The organism is Neisseria sicca, assembly GCF_017753665.1.
Classification (GTDB): domain Bacteria; phylum Pseudomonadota; class Gammaproteobacteria; order Burkholderiales; family Neisseriaceae; genus Neisseria; species Neisseria flava.
On record NZ_CP072524.1, the window covers coordinates 1,341,143 to 1,356,102 of the forward strand.

Consider the following 14,960-nt stretch of genomic DNA (forward strand, 5'->3'; position numbering starts at 1 on the left):
CCCTGAAAAACACCCGCCTTTATGCCGCCCGTTTTGGACGGTATAGGGCAAACTTCGCCCTAGTGTTTTCATAAGTATTTGATTTTTCGATATTTGATATTTTTGGTGCGCTGGGGCATGGAGGACATGAAACCATGAAACCGACTGACAAAAACGACTGTTTCCGCCGCTATTTCAACCGCGCTTTGCTGGTGTTTGGGGTGTTGCTTTTGGCTTTGGTAGTCCGAGCCTGTAACCAGCCTGCCCATGCAAACACGGAGCAGGCAATACAGACAACACCGACCATATGGGAGACCGACCCGACGGCGGGGGTGGTTTTAGAACCTGTAACAGGGGAGACGCGGCAATGAAGACCATCACGGAGAAGCTGGCAAACCAGCTAAACAGCAAAGAGAAGGCAATCGCAGCGGTGGACGTTTTGACCGCCGTCTTGCTGATTGTGAACGACGGAGCAAGCCGAAAAGCCGCGATTAATACCGTAGCAGCCATAGCGCGTGAAGCGATGGGCAGATATGGGGAGGCAGAACAATGAAACCGACCTATCAAGACATCAAAGCCGCCGCGCAATACCGCTGGCAGGAAATCCACGCCGCCATCGGCATAGACCCGCGATACCTGAAAAACAAACACCAGCCTTGCCCTGCGTGTGGCGGTAAAGACCGTTTCCGGTATGACGACAAGGACGGTAACGGCACATTCATTTGCAGCCATTACAACAATGGCGCGGGCGACGGTTTCGGCTTGGTAATGCACTATCTGAATTGCGGTTTTGACGAAGCATTGCGCGCCGTAGCGGGCGTTTTGAACATGGGCGGGGCAAACCCCTTACCCATACCGCCCACGCGCCCGCAGACGCAGCCACGCCCCGAAAAAGACCATATCGGCAAATTTGCCGCATTGTGGAACGGGGCAGAGCCGATAACCGCCGATTCCCCTGCCGTGCAGTATTTGAAATCACGCGGTTTGGACATGGCGCAATTACCTGAAAACATCCGTTTTTTGAAAGGGGCGGATTATTGGACTAGGGGCGAAAATGCGCCGCTTTTTATCGGTCGTTTCCCCTGTATGGTTTGCGCCATCCGCGATACGGACGGAGAGCTTCAAGGCTTGCACATGACCTATTTTCAGACGACCTATGACACGCCATACGGAGAGGACGGACAACACGCCCCGCATTATCAAAAGCTGGCAACCAAACACCCCGAAACGGGCGAAGCCCTGCCCGCCAAGAAAATGCAAAGCCGCAAACAGGGCAGCATTTCAGGCATGGCGGTTCACTTGTTCCCCATCCCTGAAAACGGACGACTTGTTATCGCAGAGGGGATAGAAACCGCCCTTGCCGCCCGCGAACTGTTCCAAGCCCATGACTGGGGCTTATCCGCCGCTTTGAGCGCAAACAGCATGGCGAAATACCGACTTTCAGACGACCTAAAGGAAATCGTGATTATTGCCGATAACGACACGCCGCGCCCCGTAGGTTTCAAAGCCGCGCATGATTTGGCAGTCCGAGCCATCAAGCAGGGCATCAAGGCGCGCATATGGCAGAGCGACACACTGGGCTATGACGCATTGGACGAACTGAAAGAAGCAAAAAGGTCGTCTGAAGCCCAATCAGACGACCCTATCCAACAAAACAGAGGTGATACACCATGAAAACAAACGCAATTATAGACGCTAAAACCATTGAAGACTACAACATCGACGACATCGAACCATACCGCCCGCGCCCCCGCTTCGATACCGACCATCGGGGCGTATGGTGGATAAACGTCAGGACAGGCAAAGACGGTGAAGCCGTTGAAGCAGAGCCGCTATTGCTTTCCGATCCTATCGACATCATCGGCACGGGGCAGGACAACGACGGCGCGTATTACCGCGTTATCCGCTGGCAGGACAAAATCACACGCCAAACCAAGACTGCCGCCATCCCACAAGCGGAAATCGGCACGGTTCAGGGCTGGCAGCGTTTGCAGGGTTACGGCTTAACCGTCATGAGCGGGCGGGCAAAAAGGGAAAGACTAGCAGATTATTTGCAGACACAGGGCAGCCGTACCGCCTTTACCATTACCGACCGCGCGGGCTGGCACGGCGACACCTACATCATGCCCAGCGGCGAAACCATCACGGCAGACGGCAAAACCCCCGCCGTCATCTACAACGGCGACACCAGCCAAGCGGCGGCATACCGACCAAACGGAGAGCTTGGCGACTGGCAGCAAAATATCGCCCGATACGCAGCGGGAAACAGCCGCCTTTGCCTGGCATTGGGCGCGTCCTTTGCCGCCCCCTTGCTGTCCCTGTTGAGCGAAGAATCGGGCGGTTTCCATCTGACGGGCGATTCATCTGACGGCAAGACCACCGCCGCCAAAGCAGCCTTGAGCGTATGGGGCAGACCATCGGGCAGCCTGTTGTCTTGGAGCGGCACAAAAATAGGCTTTTCCAATACCGCCGCCGCGCGCAATGACGGCTTGCTGGTGTTGGACGAAATCGGGCAGGCAAGCCCGCACGTTATCGGCGACACCGTTTACAGCGTCATGAACGGAATCAACAAAGTACAGGGCGCAAAACAGGGCGGCAACCGCGCCTTGAGCCGCTGGAAAGTGATGATGTTCTCGACAGGCGAAAAGACCCCCGATTCCATCCTGAAACACCACAAAGGCGATTGGAACGCCGGGCAAGCCGCCCGTCTGCCCAGTATCAGAGCCGCCGCCCGATACGGTATTTACGATACCTTGCACGGCTTCGAGAGCGGCGCATTATTGAGCGAACATATCGCCCAATCCGCCGAACAATATCACGGGGCAGCAGGCAGGGCTTTCATCCGACGGCTTTCAGACGACCTAGAACAAGCCAAACAGCAGGCAAACGAGCGCATGACCGCATTTATGGAGACCGTCCCCGAATTGTCAGGGCAGGCGCGAAGAGTGGCAAAACGCTTTGCCCTTGCCGCCGCCGCTTTGGAGCTTGCCGCCCCAGTTACCGGCTTAGCCGCAGGCGTAGGCATGGCAGGCGTGAAAAAATGCTTTGATGAATGGCTGGAAACCAACGGGGCGGGGAAACACGAAGACCGCCGAATCATTGAGCAGGCAGAGGACTTTATCGACCTATACGCGTTAGGTATGAGGTTTACGGATTGGAGCGATAAAAGCACCAATAAAGACCATGCAGGCTATCGGAAACAGGAGGGGGAGAAATTGGAATTGTGGGTAATCCGCCGCGTCTTTGCCGATGAAATCGCCCAAAGTTTCGATGAACAGAAAGTATGCCGCGTGTTGTTAGATGTGGGATTGCTGAAATACAACCATAAAAACAAAGGCTACCAACACCAGCGCAAAGGTAGCGGCTGGTTTTATGTGCTGACCCCCGATATGGAACTGGACGACTGACCGTTTGCATGGGGTTAATTTAAAACGCCCACCAAGCCCGCCATGATCGATACAGGCGGGCTTTTTTGCGCCCATTACTTCAGACAACCCATTCAATCCGCCATAAAACCGATGGCAAGCCCCTAATTTTCTCGAATTAGGGCTATTCAGCCCCTACCTAATACCAATCCATACCCAAACGGCAAAACGCGCTTATAGCGCAATTACGCCCTGTTTCCGCTATGACCGACAAAGATAGACGAGGGATAAATAATTTCAAGACCAATACGCGCGCGTAAATAAAACCCTATGCGCGAAACAAAATCACTTGTTACCTTTGTTACCACAAAACTTAACATTTATAACTATATGAATATCAATATAAAAATAAAGAAAAAACGGTAACAAATGAACATAAATTTACTTGTTACCGATTTGTTACCTTTTGTTACCCCTTTATATTCAGATGGTTACTCTTAAAAAACAGGGGCGGTAACAAACGGTAACAAGGTAAAGATATGTGTTTTGCTACCACGAAATCCATGACTGGTAAGGCTTTCAGCCATTGGTAACAAGGTAACAAACGATTTTTGCGTTTTTTTGTGTATATACGCTTTTTTGTGTGGGCGCATGACCGACAGAGTCGATACAAACAAAAGCCACCCGAAAGGCAATATCGGACGGCTGGAAGAATAGGGCAAACACCAGCCCACAAGACGGCGCGTGATTGCTGGTGTTACAATCCGACCATATTTCACAGCTTGGCAGAAATACCACAAAACACCCCTGAAAAATTTTGACTTTGACAAATTTACGGTATTTTTTACGGTATTTTGCAATCTATTAAAAATTTAATTAAATAAAAACAATATATTATCTATTCAATTCAAGACTCTCCGTCGCCCAACATACAAAAACGCTTAGAAATTCTAAGCGTTTTTTTTCGTTTAATCCCGTCTAATGCCATTAACCAATCCTTGTAAATGCAAGGGTTTCAGACTTCTTTATATTCCATTGTTTTCTTTTGGGCTACATAACGCCGTCTAATTTAATCTAATTGAATCAACCAAAATCAGGGGGGATGATTCGGGGTATCTGAAAATACCCCCACTATGCCGCTGAATGACCGACAAATCAAAAACGCCAAGCCCGCCGAAACAGGGAAAAAGACCAAGATGTTTGACGGCGGCGGCTTATATCTTGAAGTTACCCCAGCAGGCGGGAAAGTTTTCCGCCTGAAATACCGTATAGACGGCAAAAAGAAAACACTGACTAAAAGCACTGAGACTGCTGTTCTTTGTGGCGTGTAGAACAATCAGAAAGAACCAATACTTAAATCCGCCTTACTTAGCCATTTGTCAGGGTTTTAAGGTAGGTATTTCTTGTACATCAGGTCAGTTAAATAAAGAACCGGCTACATCATCTTCGATTAATTTGATTAACAAAATTAAAAATGCCGTCTGATTTTTCAGGAGGCATTTTTAAATTGCTCATTCCTACTTCGGCGTATAACGTCCCGCCATCGCTTTATACACCATGTTTTCGTATTTCAGCGTTTCGTACCGCTGGTTCAATACGTTTTGGGCGGAGCCGTATTCTGTACTCAACGCTTCCAGCCAGTATTTCAGCTCGTTTTTGCCGTGTTGGTAGCGCACTTGGTAGTAGCGGCTGTTTTTCTTGTCCAAGGCGTAACGCTGCTCTTGGTTGTTAAGCGCGGCTTGGGCGTTTTGGTAGGCGAGGTAGTTGGTGTTGACTTCGTTCAGCGCGGTAGTCAGAGCTTTTTCAAAGTCGAGTTTGGCGCTGTCGAAATTGGCTTGGGTGGTTTTGTCTTTCCACTTCATGGTCTGCCAGTTGAGGAACGGCAGGTTGATGGTGGCGGAGCCGCCCAAGAGCGGGATATTAAACGTGCTTTTGGCTTTTTCAGACGACGTGCTCAAGCTTGCGCCCAAGGTAATCGAGGGATACCAACTGCGTTTTTGCGCTTCGACGGATTGGAGCGAGGATTGCAGGCGGTATTCGGCGGCGCGCAGGTCGGGGCGGTTCGCCAACACGGTAATCGGTACGTCGAGGTTCACGCCTTTGACGGACGGCAGGCGGTATTGCGCGGGGGCGGCGGCGATGGCTTCGTTCGGTTTGAGGTTGAGCAGGTTGCGTAACACCTGTTTTTGCGTGTCGAGGCTGTTTTTCAGGGAAATCAGGTTGTTTTGCGCGCTCAAGAGTGATTGTTTCGCCTGCGTCGGCTGGCTGGAATCGGCTCTGCCGTAGCGGAACTTGGCTTCGGCAATGCGGTTGATTTCCTGATATTGCTTGAGGGATTTTTGCGCCAATTCAATGGCTTCGTTGAGATAGGCGATGTTGAAATAGGCGTCGGCGACATTGTTAATCAAAGTCAGGCGCGTGTTCGCCATATCCTGCCGCGTGGCTTGGTATTCCCACACTTGCGCGTCGGCGGTGGCACTGAGTTTGCGCCACAAATCCAATTCGTAGCTCAAGCCGAGCTGGCTGCTGAAGGTGTTGCCGTGGCTGCCGGTTTTCAGATTTTTGGATGTGGACGCGCCCACCGAGCCACTGAACGACGGCACCAAATCCGCCCCCAAAATATTCGCCTGATACAGGGCTTTATTGACGCTGATGGCAGCCTGTTTCAAATCGATATTGTTTTCCAAAGCCTGCGCCATCAGGGCGTTGAGCTGCGGGCTTTGGTAGATTTCCCACCAGTTGCCGTTCACATCGTAGCGTTCGGCGGCCTCCGCCGCGCTCATCACCTGCCCTGTCGATTCTAGTGTGAGGTTTTGGTCGGCGCTGTGGACGGCGCACGCGCTTAAGGCAAGGGCGAGCGACAGGGATAATGCCTTCTGAAAAAAAGGTTTTTTCTGCATATCGTATCTTTCGGGTTAAGGTTTCAGACGACCTGAAAAGTAGCGAGGTCGTCTGAACAATCTCATTGGCTGCGTTTATTTATCGGCTAAAAACGCTTTTCGCTGTTCCGTGAAATGCCACCACGGCTTCGGTTCGTTCCCCTGCATAAAATCGACCAGCGACAGAAAAATGTCGATCATGCAGGGATCGTGTCGGGTTGCGGTCAGGCTGCACAGGCGGTCGTACATTTCGTAAGCGTCCTGCCCCGCCAAATCCTGCGGCTGCGTGATGCCGAGCAAAGCCAAATCCTCCGCCACGGCTTTGCCGACATTGGGCAGGTCGGTCAGCGTGTTCAGCTTGCTTCGTCGTACTTTGTCGGGGTTCATGTTTTAGCCTTTGGTTTGGAGGTCGTCTGAAAACCTGAAAGCGGATGTATAGTGGATTAAATTTAAACCAGTACGGCGCTGCCTCGCCTTAGCTCAAAGAGAACGATTCTCTAAGGTGCTGAAGCACCAAGTGAATCGGTTCCGTACTATCTGTACTGTCCATGGCTTCTTCGCCTTGTCCTGATTTAGTTAATCCACTATATGTTGTGGGTTCGGACGATCTTCGGTCTGTTTTCGCAATGTATTGTGTGAACTGTGTATTCGGTATCTCGTCGGGCAGCCAGACCCGACTTTTGCTGTTTTCAGACGACCTTATTTATCCAAACGCAGCAGCGGGCCGCCTGCTTTCTCTACCGCCGTTTGATAGGCGGGGTCGTTTTCGATGCGCTGCAAATAGGCGCGGATGTTGGGATAGTCCGCCAATCCGAAGCGGTCGGCGGCGGCTTGCAGCGGGTAACTCATCATGATGTCGGCGCCGCTGAGTTGGTTACTGACCAGCCAGTCTTTGCCGTTTAATTCGTTTTCGACATAGGCTAGATGCAGGGCGGCTTGCGGCTCGATAAAGCCGTTTTTGACGTTGCCGCTGATTTTGCGTGCGACGGGTTTAATGAAAAACGGTATGGGGGCGTTTTCTATTTTGCGGAACACCAGCCCGAGCAAAAGCAAGGGCATCAGCGAACCTTCGGCATAGTGCAGCCAGCGTTGGTAATGCCAGTAATCTTGGCTGCCGCGTTCGGGCATGAAGCGTCCGCCGCCGTAGGTTTGAATCAGGTAGTCGGTAATCGCGCCGCTTTCGTTGAGTATGAATCCGTCGTCGTCGATGACGGGGGACTTGCCCAGCGGGTGTACGGCTTTGAGTTCGTCGGGCGCAAGCAGGGTTTCGAGATGACGCGCGTAGGTTTTGATTTGATACGGTGCGCCGATGAGTTCGAGCAGCCAGACGATGCGCAGGGCGCGGGACTGTGCCAATACATGTAGGGTAATCATTAGGTTTTCCTCGGTGTGTGTATAGTGGATTAACTTTAAACCAGTACGGCGTTGCCTCGCTTTAGCTCAAAGAGAACGATTCTCTAAGGTGCTGAAGCACCAAGTGAATCGGTTCCGTACTATCTGTACTGTCTATGGCTTCGTCGCCTTGTCCTGATTTTTGTTAATCCACTATATATTCATTGTGATGACAATATCCAAACGGGATTTTCAGACGACCTTTGGGGTTTGGAGGTCGTCTGAAACTTTAATCCTTAGACAAGGCGTCAATCGGGTTGAGTTTGGAGGCTTTGTTGGCGGGCATAAAACCGAACGCCACGCCGATAGCTGTCGAGCAGACAACCGCGCCGATGACGGAGCCGATGGAAATTTCCATCGGAAATTCGGTGACGAAATGGTTGAACACAAGGCTGATGAGCGTGGACAGCCCTACTCCGACCAAGCCGCCGATGATACAGATTAAGACCGCTTCGATCAGGAATTGTTGCAGGATGTTGTTGCGCCGCGCGCCGATCGCCATACGCACGCCGATTTCTTTGGTGCGCTCGGTTACGGACACCAGCATGATGTTCATCACGCCGATACCGCCGACCACCAATGAAATCAGGGCGATGGAGGAAATCAGCAGTTTCATCGTGCCGGTAGTGGTTTCAACCATTTGCTTGATGCTGTCGCTGTTGTTCATGAAAAAGTCTTCCGTACCGTGCCGCGTTTTGAGCAGCTCGGTCAGTCCTTTTTCGGCGACTTGGGTGTTGGCGTCGTCTTTGATTTTGACGGTAATCGAGTTGGTGTGGCTCTCGCCGGTAATTTGGTGCATCACGGTCGTATAGGGCGACCAAAGCATCAATACATCGGAATTGCCAAAAGAGTTTTCTTCTTTTTGCATCACACCGATGACGGTCAGCGGGCGTTTGTTGAAGAGTACGGTCTTGCCCAACGGATCGACATCCGTGCCGAAGAGTTTTTCTTTGGTGTTTTGGTCAATCACGACGACTTGCGCGTCTTCTTTCACATCGCCCTCGTCAAACAGGCGACCTGATTCCAGCTTCAGCCCGCGCACGTCGAAATATTGTTCGCCCACGCCGTACAGCGAGGCGGTCAGGTCGGTGTTGCGGTAGGTCAGCGTGCCGCCGGAGGTCGTCTGCGGCGTGGCGGAAGCGACGTAGCTTTGCTTGGCGATGACTTTAGCGTCGTCAATGGTGAGGGTTTTAATCCTGCCGCTGCGCCTGTCGCCGAAACCGCGTCCGGGGAAGATGCTGATGGTGTTCGTCCCCATCGCGCTGATGTCGGAGAGGATTTTCTTCTCAGAACCGTTGCCCAAAGCGACGACGGACACGACCGAGGCAATGCCGATGATGATGCCGAGCATGGTCAGGAGCGAACGCATTTTGTGCGCCATAATCGCCTGCACCGACATTTTGAAGGCTTCAACGAATTGGTCGTAATAAAACAGCCACGAAGATTTTTCTTTGATGCGTTCGATTTTGCTTTCAGGGATTTCGGGATTTTTTGAACTGTCGGAGATGATTTCGCCGTCGCGGATTTCGATGATGCGGTTGGCGATGGCGGCGATACCGGGATCGTGCGTCACCATAATCACGGTATGCCCTTCTTTATGCAGCTTTTGGATGATTTCGATGACGTTTTTGCCGCTGGCGGTATCGAGCGCGCCGGTCGGTTCGTCAGCGAAGATGATTTCGCCGCCGTTCATCAGGGCGCGGGCGATGGAGACGCGCTGCTGCTGACCGCCGGAAAGTTCGCTGGGTCTGTTGCCTTCTTTACCTTCCAAACCCAAATCATGCAACAATTTTTCCGCACGATTAGAACGCTCTTTGCCGCCCATGCCCATATACACGGCAGGCAGGGCGACGTTATCCCGCGCCGTCAGCGAGCCTAACAAGTTGTAGCGTTGGAAAATAAAGCCGAAGCGTTCGCGCCGCAATGCCGCCAGCTCGTCCGGCTCCATTTTGGCGGTTTCGATGCCGTCGATTTGATACGAACCCGAAGTCGCGCTATCCAAGCAGCCGAGGATGTTCATCAGCGTGGATTTGCCCGAACCGGACTGCCCGATGATGGCGACGAAATCGCCCTTCTCTATCGACAGGCTGACATCTTTCAAAACATGAACGCGGTTCGCGCCGCTGCCGAAGTAGCGGTTGATGTTTTTACATTCGATTAAGCTCATAAGTGTTTCCGACCGATAATGATGTATGGAGTGGAAAGGTCGTCTGAAAGGGGAGTTTTGCTAACAAACAAAACTTTCAGACGACCTATTGCCTATTTATCTCGGCGGACCGCCCTGCATGGCGCGTTGTGCCGCTTCAGCCTGCTCCGCCGCGCTCATTTCCGACATCACTACCTTGTCACCTTCTTTCAAACCGCTTTTCACTTCGGTATTCATACTGTCTTTCAGACCGACCGTAATCTCGCGTTCCGAAGCTTTACCGTCCGCGCCCAAAACGCTGACAAACGATTTGCCGTCGTGTTTTTTAATCGTCAGCGTCGGCACGAGCAAAACGTTTTTCACGCTGTTGATTTCAATCGTATTCTGCGTGGTCATACCGATGGAAAGTTTGCCGTCGGGGTTAGGCACCAAAGCGCGGGCGTAGTAGTAAATCGCATTGGAAGTCGTGTCCGTGCTGGTGGTGTAGCTGCCCAGCGACATCGTGGTCAAGCCCGGGTCGACGCTGTCAAGCTTCGCCTTAATCGGCGTATCCGGTTCGGACAGAATCGTAAACGAAATATCCTGCCCCGCTTTGACCTTGGTAATATCGCCTTCGGCAATCTGCATTTTGTTCAACATCGTATCCAGATTCGCCAACTGGATAATCGTCGGCGTGGACTGTACCGCGTTCACCGTCTGTCCTTCTTCCACCGGAATCGCCACCACCGTACCGTCCATCGTCGCGGTAATGCGGGTATAGCCCAATTCCGATTCGGCGGTATTAATGGAAATTTTGGTTTGCTTGATGGAAGCCTTCAGCTCGGCAACGTTTGCCTTAGCCGCGGCCAGCGCATCCTTCGCGCTTTCCAAATCCTCTTTGGACGTCGCGTTTTCCTTCCACAAAGCCGCCTCGCGCTTGTATTTCTTCTCCGCGCTGTTCAGCGCAATTTCGGCAGAAACCAACTTCGCCTGATACGTTTCCAGCTTGGATTTTTCCGTATTCAGCGTGTTCACCTGAGTGGTCGAATTGATTTCCGCAATCAAATCGCCCTTTTTAACCTGCTGTCCGAGCTTGACGTACAGCTTCTTAATCTGCCCCGAAGCCTGCGCGCCCACCGACACCAGATTCGACGGCGAAATCTCGCCCGTAGCGGATACCGTCTGGCTGATGTCGCCGCGTTTGACCGTTTCCGTGATGTAAGAAGTTTGAGGTTCGGGCTGGAAATAAGACCACGCAGCAAACCCAAGCACCGCAGCAACCGTTATTCCAACCGTCCATTTATTAATGATTTTTGCCATAACTGACTTTCTGATTCATCCATTTCATCTGTTCAATCCGGCATCCGACTCATGTCGCATAATCCCAACACTTATCCGCCGAAAACGCGCCGAAAACGCTGAAAACGGGCAGATTTTACTGCAAGCCTTTACTCCAGCCAAGTCAACGGCAAATCAAATAAAATCATAATAAATTGTTTTATAATCATTTTATAAAAAACCATTTCCAAGATATTGCAACGCATTTACATATTTTCCCAATCCTGAAATTTATCCAAACATTCAAAATGGGAGAAAAGAACTATAATTACAGTCTGAATTCCCGCCCATACAATAAAAATTACGACATATCATGAAAAACACATTACAAAAAGGCTTCACGCTTGTCGAGCTGCTCATCGTCATCGTCATCCTCGCCATCCTTGCCACCCTTGCCTATCCGTCCTACGAACGCTTTATCCGTAAAAGCCGTTTGGAGAACGTCCGTTCCGAGCTCATGATCAATGCCCATAATCTCGAACGCTTCTACGCGCAAAACCGTACGTTTGAGAAGTTCCCGGCAACAGACCTGGTTCAAAACGAATACTTCACCATCCAGTTTTTCAACTATCAAAACACCCAAAAAGGGAAAGAGAATCCGTCCGCCTCGGGCTTCCTGCTCGAAGCCAAGCCGAATGACGGATACAAAAGCAAAGAGGCCTGCTCCGTCTATCTCGACAGCGACGGTATCTTTTGGGCAAGCAATGCAGATTGCCCCGGATATGAACACATAGATCAAAAATAATCCGAACCCTCTGCCGCTATTTTTATCCGTTCATAAAAAAGGTCGTCTGAAAAACTTGTTCAAGATTTTCAGACGACCTTTTCATCATCAGCTAAAATCCGCTATTTCCAAGTGAGGAAACCACATTATGAACATCACCCCTGTCAAAGCCCTGAACGACAACTACATCTGGATGATTCAAGACGGCAATCACGCCGCCTGCATCGATCCGTCCGATGCCACGCCGGTTTTGGTATTCCTCGTCCGCAACCGCCTGATGCTGGCGCAAACGTGGATTACCCATCTGCATCACGACCATATCGGCGGAGTTCAATCCCTTAAAAACGGTTTTATGGAATCGCCCGTGTACGGCGAGGCGGATATTGACTTGGCAACGCATACGGTTACGGCGGGTACGCAGTTTCCCTTCGGCGACGGGCTGGTTACCGTGTGGGCGACGCCCGGCCATACCGACCGCCACGTCAGCTATCTTTTGGAAAACGCCGAAGGTTTACACGTTTTCTGCGGCGACACATTATTCTCTGCCGGCTGCGGCAGGGTGTTTACGGGAACGATAGAAGAGTTGTACGACAGTTTCCAAAGATTCAATCAGTTGCCCAAAGACACGCTATTTTATCCTGCGCATGAATACACCGCCGCCAACCTGCGTTTCGCCGAATTTATCGAACCGGAGAATCCCGATATTCAAGCGGCTTTACGCGCGGCGGAACATACGCCGACCCTGCCCGTAACCCTTGCGCATGAACGCAAAATCAATCCGTTTTTACGGGTCGATTTGCCCCAAGTCCGCGAACGGGTTGAGGAATTGGCAGGGAAGCGATTGAACAACGGTTTGGAAGTGTTCGCGGCGCTGCGGGAATTGAAAAACCGGTTTTAGGTCGTCTGAAAACTCAATCCAGCCAATTCAAACCAAAGCAATTGATCCCTTATCCCGTCGCTGTATAAACACAGACGGGAATGACAGCCCTTTTATTTCAATCGGCCATAAAACCTGCGTTCCACTCTATTGCAGGGATTTTGAACATCTTTGCCCCGATAAACTATAATCGGCACATTCAGACGACCTTTCCCAAGCCATGACCCGACAAGTTTTCATCCTAGGCGACCAGCCGCTCCCCGAAGGCAGCAGTAAGCCCTATGCGCTTTTGACGGCGAATCCGACCAAGGAACACCACTATATCGCCCAAACTGAACAACGGCAGCATGCGCACAATCCCCAAGTCAGTCCGCAAAACCAAAATGTTTACCGGCTACCCCTATCCTTGTTTGGCACTCATCCCCATCAGCCGCATGATGAAAGGAAAAAACGCAAACACGCCGCCAAACCGGCCGCCCCGCCCGAAGTGGCAAGCGTCAACATCATCGGCAATCTGGCGGCAAAAAACCTCTACACGCTGACTTTCGTTGAAAACACCGGCAACCAATACAACCTCGAAAGCTGGTTTAACCGCCACGAAAGCGGCTACGAAGATGCCTGCGAACACCTGCGCACGCTGCCCGGATGTCGTCTGAAAACGAGCGAAGCGAGTTTCGCTAAAACGAGCAGAACGTGTTTGAATCAGACCGATTCAGTCAAAGTCCCCGATGCGCTGTGGCGCGTGCTGCGGCTCAAATTCCTCGGCATTTTGCGCAATCCCCGCAACCATCAAAACCCGTTTGCCTACCGCCTGCTTCAAGTCCTGCGTTCACGGCTCCCCGAAGCGGGATTCGAGTTCGTCAGCCTCATCAGCCGCCGCGACCCGAAACGCATCGAATCCATCATGCAGGATTTCCATTTTTCCTTTCTCGGCTATGTCAACTGGCTCTCAGGGCTGTATGGCATGTTGAGCGAAGGCGTTTCACAACCGTCGCTGTTTGAGCGGTTGTTCTGCGCCGTTTTTGCCGAACCTCAAGCCGTGAAAATCGAGCTGTTCCGCTATCCCGACGATACAGGGCTGTGCCTCTTCGGCGACAGCGGTTTCTGCCTTCAGGCATCGTCCGAACTCATCAGCATCGGCGTCAATATTTCCCACGATATGTTTGCCGTCGTCCACCTGCAAGCCGCACGCTGGCACGATTTTAAAAATACTTTCCATCATGACGCGCCGAAACTGCAAGGCAAAGTGAAGATTATCGACGGCGACCAAACCCAACGCGTCATGTTCAACCGGCTCTGTATCCGCCAATCGCACGAAGCCGTGTTCGGCAGAAGCCCGAACGTAAAAGACTACATCTGAACCATCAACAGCATGAATACTTCCCCCGACGCATCTATCTTAGGCCTAGGCTACCTCGGCCGTCCTTTGGCGCAGAAACTTTACGAAAACGGCAGCCGCGTCGCCGCCGTCAAGCGCAGCCTGACTTCGGACGATATTAATCTGCCCATACACCTCGACACCCTCGACCTCAATCAAGACAGCGTGTTTCAAAGCACGAACCTTGCCCGCGATACAAGCTTTTGGCAGCACCACGCCGACAAACCCGTTTGGTTCTGCCTTTTGCCTCCATCCTCGCTGACGCATTACGCCGATACCGTCAAACAATGGGCAGAACTTGCCCGAGCGTGCAATGTGCAGCATCTGATTTTCACCAGCAGCACCAGCGTTTACGGCGATAAAGCGCGGGAATGTGACGAAACTTCCGCACCCGATCCGCAAACCGAGTCCGCCCGCCAAATCGTCGCCGCCGAGCAATACCTGCTCGACAGCGGCGTGCCGAATATCGACATCCTGCGGCTGGGCGGGCTTTATTGCACCGAACGCCATCCCGTCAGCCGCCTCGTTCAAAAGCAAAACATTCGGGGCGGCAACCAGCCCGTCAATATCGTCCACCGCGACATCGCCGTCGAAACCCTGTTTCAGACGACCCTCCATCCAAACGGCAAACGCATCCGCAACATCGTCGAACCGCGCCACCCGACCCGCCGCGATTTCTACACCGCCGAAGCCGCCAAACTCGGTCTCCCACCGCCCGATTTCGCGCCCGACGGCACCGGCGGCGGCAAAATTGTAAATACCGTTTCCGCCGACGGATTAAGCCTGTAAAATTGGCGCTCCGCAACCGTTTCAGACGACCTTTCGGCAGCGGCAAAACCAAAACCAAAAAACACAGTCTTACTTAACGTAGTGAGTCGACAAAATCAGGATAAGGCGAAACAT

Annotated in this window: 14 protein-coding genes; 9 read left to right on the plus strand and 5 right to left on the minus strand. The window is 51.9% G+C overall.

What is annotated here, in order from left to right; all coding sequences use genetic code 11:
- The first annotated feature begins 134 nt into the window (after nt 1-134).
- The 5 genes from J7445_RS06345 to J7445_RS06365 all read left to right on the plus strand — a co-directional run bounded on the left by J7445_RS06345 (nt 135) and on the right by J7445_RS06365 (nt 4,675).
- Nucleotides 135-350, plus strand: a complete 216-nt coding sequence (locus tag J7445_RS06345) for a PTS sugar transporter subunit IID (protein WP_209282763.1) — start codon at nt 135-137, stop codon at nt 348-350.
- Entirely contained in the window at nt 347-532 is a 186-nt protein-coding gene (locus tag J7445_RS06350; RefSeq protein ID WP_209282764.1) for a polyribonucleotide nucleotidyltransferase, read from the plus strand. Before J7445_RS06345 ends, J7445_RS06350 begins: the two co-directional genes overlap by 4 nt.
- Nucleotides 529-1,653, plus strand: a complete 1,125-nt coding sequence (locus J7445_RS06355) for a DUF7146 domain-containing protein (RefSeq protein ID WP_209282765.1) — start codon at nt 529-531, stop codon at nt 1,651-1,653. The genes J7445_RS06350 and J7445_RS06355 overlap by 4 nt, the downstream gene beginning before the upstream one ends.
- Nucleotides 1,650-3,386: a DUF927 domain-containing protein gene (locus tag J7445_RS06360; protein ID WP_209282766.1), complete on the plus strand. Its 1,737-nt coding sequence runs from the start codon at nt 1,650-1,652 to the stop codon at nt 3,384-3,386. The genes J7445_RS06355 and J7445_RS06360 overlap by 4 nt, the downstream gene beginning before the upstream one ends.
- A gap of 1,091 nt (nt 3,387-4,477) precedes the next feature.
- The gene (locus J7445_RS06365) at nt 4,478-4,675 is read left to right on the plus strand and encodes an Arm DNA-binding domain-containing protein (RefSeq protein WP_019270684.1); all 198 of its coding nucleotides are present in this window, start codon (nt 4,478-4,480) and stop codon (nt 4,673-4,675) included.
- Nucleotides 4,676-4,861: 186 nt separating this feature from the next.
- On the opposite strand, the gene J7445_RS06370 is transcribed toward J7445_RS06365, so the two are convergent.
- From J7445_RS06370 to J7445_RS06390, 5 genes are all read right to left on the minus strand, one after another.
- Nucleotides 4,862-6,244 (minus strand): TolC family protein, encoded by a 1,383-nt coding sequence (locus J7445_RS06370; protein ID WP_209282767.1) that lies wholly within the window; start codon nt 6,242-6,244, stop codon nt 4,862-4,864.
- A gap of 75 nt (nt 6,245-6,319) precedes the next feature.
- Nucleotides 6,320-6,610: a helix-hairpin-helix domain-containing protein gene (locus J7445_RS06375; RefSeq protein ID WP_070656535.1), complete on the minus strand. Its 291-nt coding sequence runs from the start codon at nt 6,608-6,610 to the stop codon at nt 6,320-6,322.
- Between the two features lie 312 nt (nt 6,611-6,922).
- Nucleotides 6,923-7,597: a glutathione S-transferase family protein gene (locus tag J7445_RS06380; RefSeq protein WP_101810519.1), complete on the minus strand. Its 675-nt coding sequence runs from the start codon at nt 7,595-7,597 to the stop codon at nt 6,923-6,925.
- A 247-nt stretch (nt 7,598-7,844) separates the two neighbouring features.
- The gene (locus J7445_RS06385) at nt 7,845-9,782 is read right to left on the minus strand and encodes a MacB family efflux pump subunit (RefSeq protein ID WP_209282768.1); all 1,938 of its coding nucleotides are present in this window, start codon (nt 9,780-9,782) and stop codon (nt 7,845-7,847) included.
- Between the two features lie 96 nt (nt 9,783-9,878).
- The gene (locus tag J7445_RS06390; RefSeq protein WP_039407568.1) at nt 9,879-11,060 is read right to left on the minus strand and encodes an efflux RND transporter periplasmic adaptor subunit; all 1,182 of its coding nucleotides are present in this window, start codon (nt 11,058-11,060) and stop codon (nt 9,879-9,881) included.
- 331 nt (nt 11,061-11,391) lie between these two features.
- Here J7445_RS06390 and J7445_RS06395 point away from each other — a divergent pair, with 331 nt between their 5' ends.
- From J7445_RS06395 to J7445_RS06410, 4 genes are all read left to right on the plus strand, one after another.
- Entirely contained in the window at nt 11,392-11,823 is a 432-nt protein-coding gene (locus tag J7445_RS06395) for a type IV pilin protein (RefSeq protein WP_019270678.1), read from the plus strand.
- A 127-nt stretch (nt 11,824-11,950) separates the two neighbouring features.
- Entirely contained in the window at nt 11,951-12,700 is a 750-nt protein-coding gene (gene gloB, locus J7445_RS06400; RefSeq protein ID WP_209282769.1) for a hydroxyacylglutathione hydrolase, read from the plus strand.
- Nucleotides 12,701-12,899: 199 nt separating this feature from the next.
- Nucleotides 12,900-14,039, plus strand: a complete 1,140-nt coding sequence (locus tag J7445_RS06405) for a hypothetical protein (protein WP_203026682.1) — start codon at nt 12,900-12,902, stop codon at nt 14,037-14,039.
- A gap of 12 nt (nt 14,040-14,051) precedes the next feature.
- Nucleotides 14,052-14,846, plus strand: coding sequence for an SDR family oxidoreductase (locus J7445_RS06410; RefSeq protein WP_039407577.1), 795 nt, complete (start codon nt 14,052-14,054; stop codon nt 14,844-14,846).
- Nucleotides 14,847-14,960 lie beyond the last annotated feature (114 nt).

Coding starts and splice junctions, on each gene's coding strand:
- J7445_RS06385 (WP_209282768.1), bottom strand. CDS start 9,782: ATGAGCTTAATCGAATGTAAAAACATCAACCGCTACTTCGGCAGCGGC.
- J7445_RS06405 (WP_203026682.1), top strand. CDS start 12,900: ATGACCCGACAAGTTTTCATCCTAGGCGACCAGCCGCTCCCCGAAGGC.
- J7445_RS06370 (WP_209282767.1), bottom strand. CDS start 6,244: ATGCAGAAAAAACCTTTTTTTCAGAAGGCATTATCCCTGTCGCTCGCC.
- J7445_RS06380 (WP_101810519.1), bottom strand. CDS start 7,597: ATGATTACCCTACATGTATTGGCACAGTCCCGCGCCCTGCGCATCGTC.
- J7445_RS06375 (WP_070656535.1), bottom strand. CDS start 6,610: ATGAACCCCGACAAAGTACGACGAAGCAAGCTGAACACGCTGACCGAC.
- J7445_RS06390 (WP_039407568.1), bottom strand. CDS start 11,060: ATGGCAAAAATCATTAATAAATGGACGGTTGGAATAACGGTTGCTGCG.
- J7445_RS06395 (WP_019270678.1), top strand. CDS start 11,392: ATGAAAAACACATTACAAAAAGGCTTCACGCTTGTCGAGCTGCTCATC.
- J7445_RS06355 (WP_209282765.1), top strand. CDS start 529: ATGAAACCGACCTATCAAGACATCAAAGCCGCCGCGCAATACCGCTGG.
- J7445_RS06410 (WP_039407577.1), top strand. CDS start 14,052: ATGAATACTTCCCCCGACGCATCTATCTTAGGCCTAGGCTACCTCGGC.
- J7445_RS06345 (WP_209282763.1), top strand. CDS start 135: ATGAAACCGACTGACAAAAACGACTGTTTCCGCCGCTATTTCAACCGC.
- J7445_RS06365 (WP_019270684.1), top strand. CDS start 4,478: ATGCCGCTGAATGACCGACAAATCAAAAACGCCAAGCCCGCCGAAACA.
- J7445_RS06360 (WP_209282766.1), top strand. CDS start 1,650: ATGAAAACAAACGCAATTATAGACGCTAAAACCATTGAAGACTACAAC.
- J7445_RS06350 (WP_209282764.1), top strand. CDS start 347: ATGAAGACCATCACGGAGAAGCTGGCAAACCAGCTAAACAGCAAAGAG.
- gloB (WP_209282769.1), top strand. CDS start 11,951: ATGAACATCACCCCTGTCAAAGCCCTGAACGACAACTACATCTGGATG.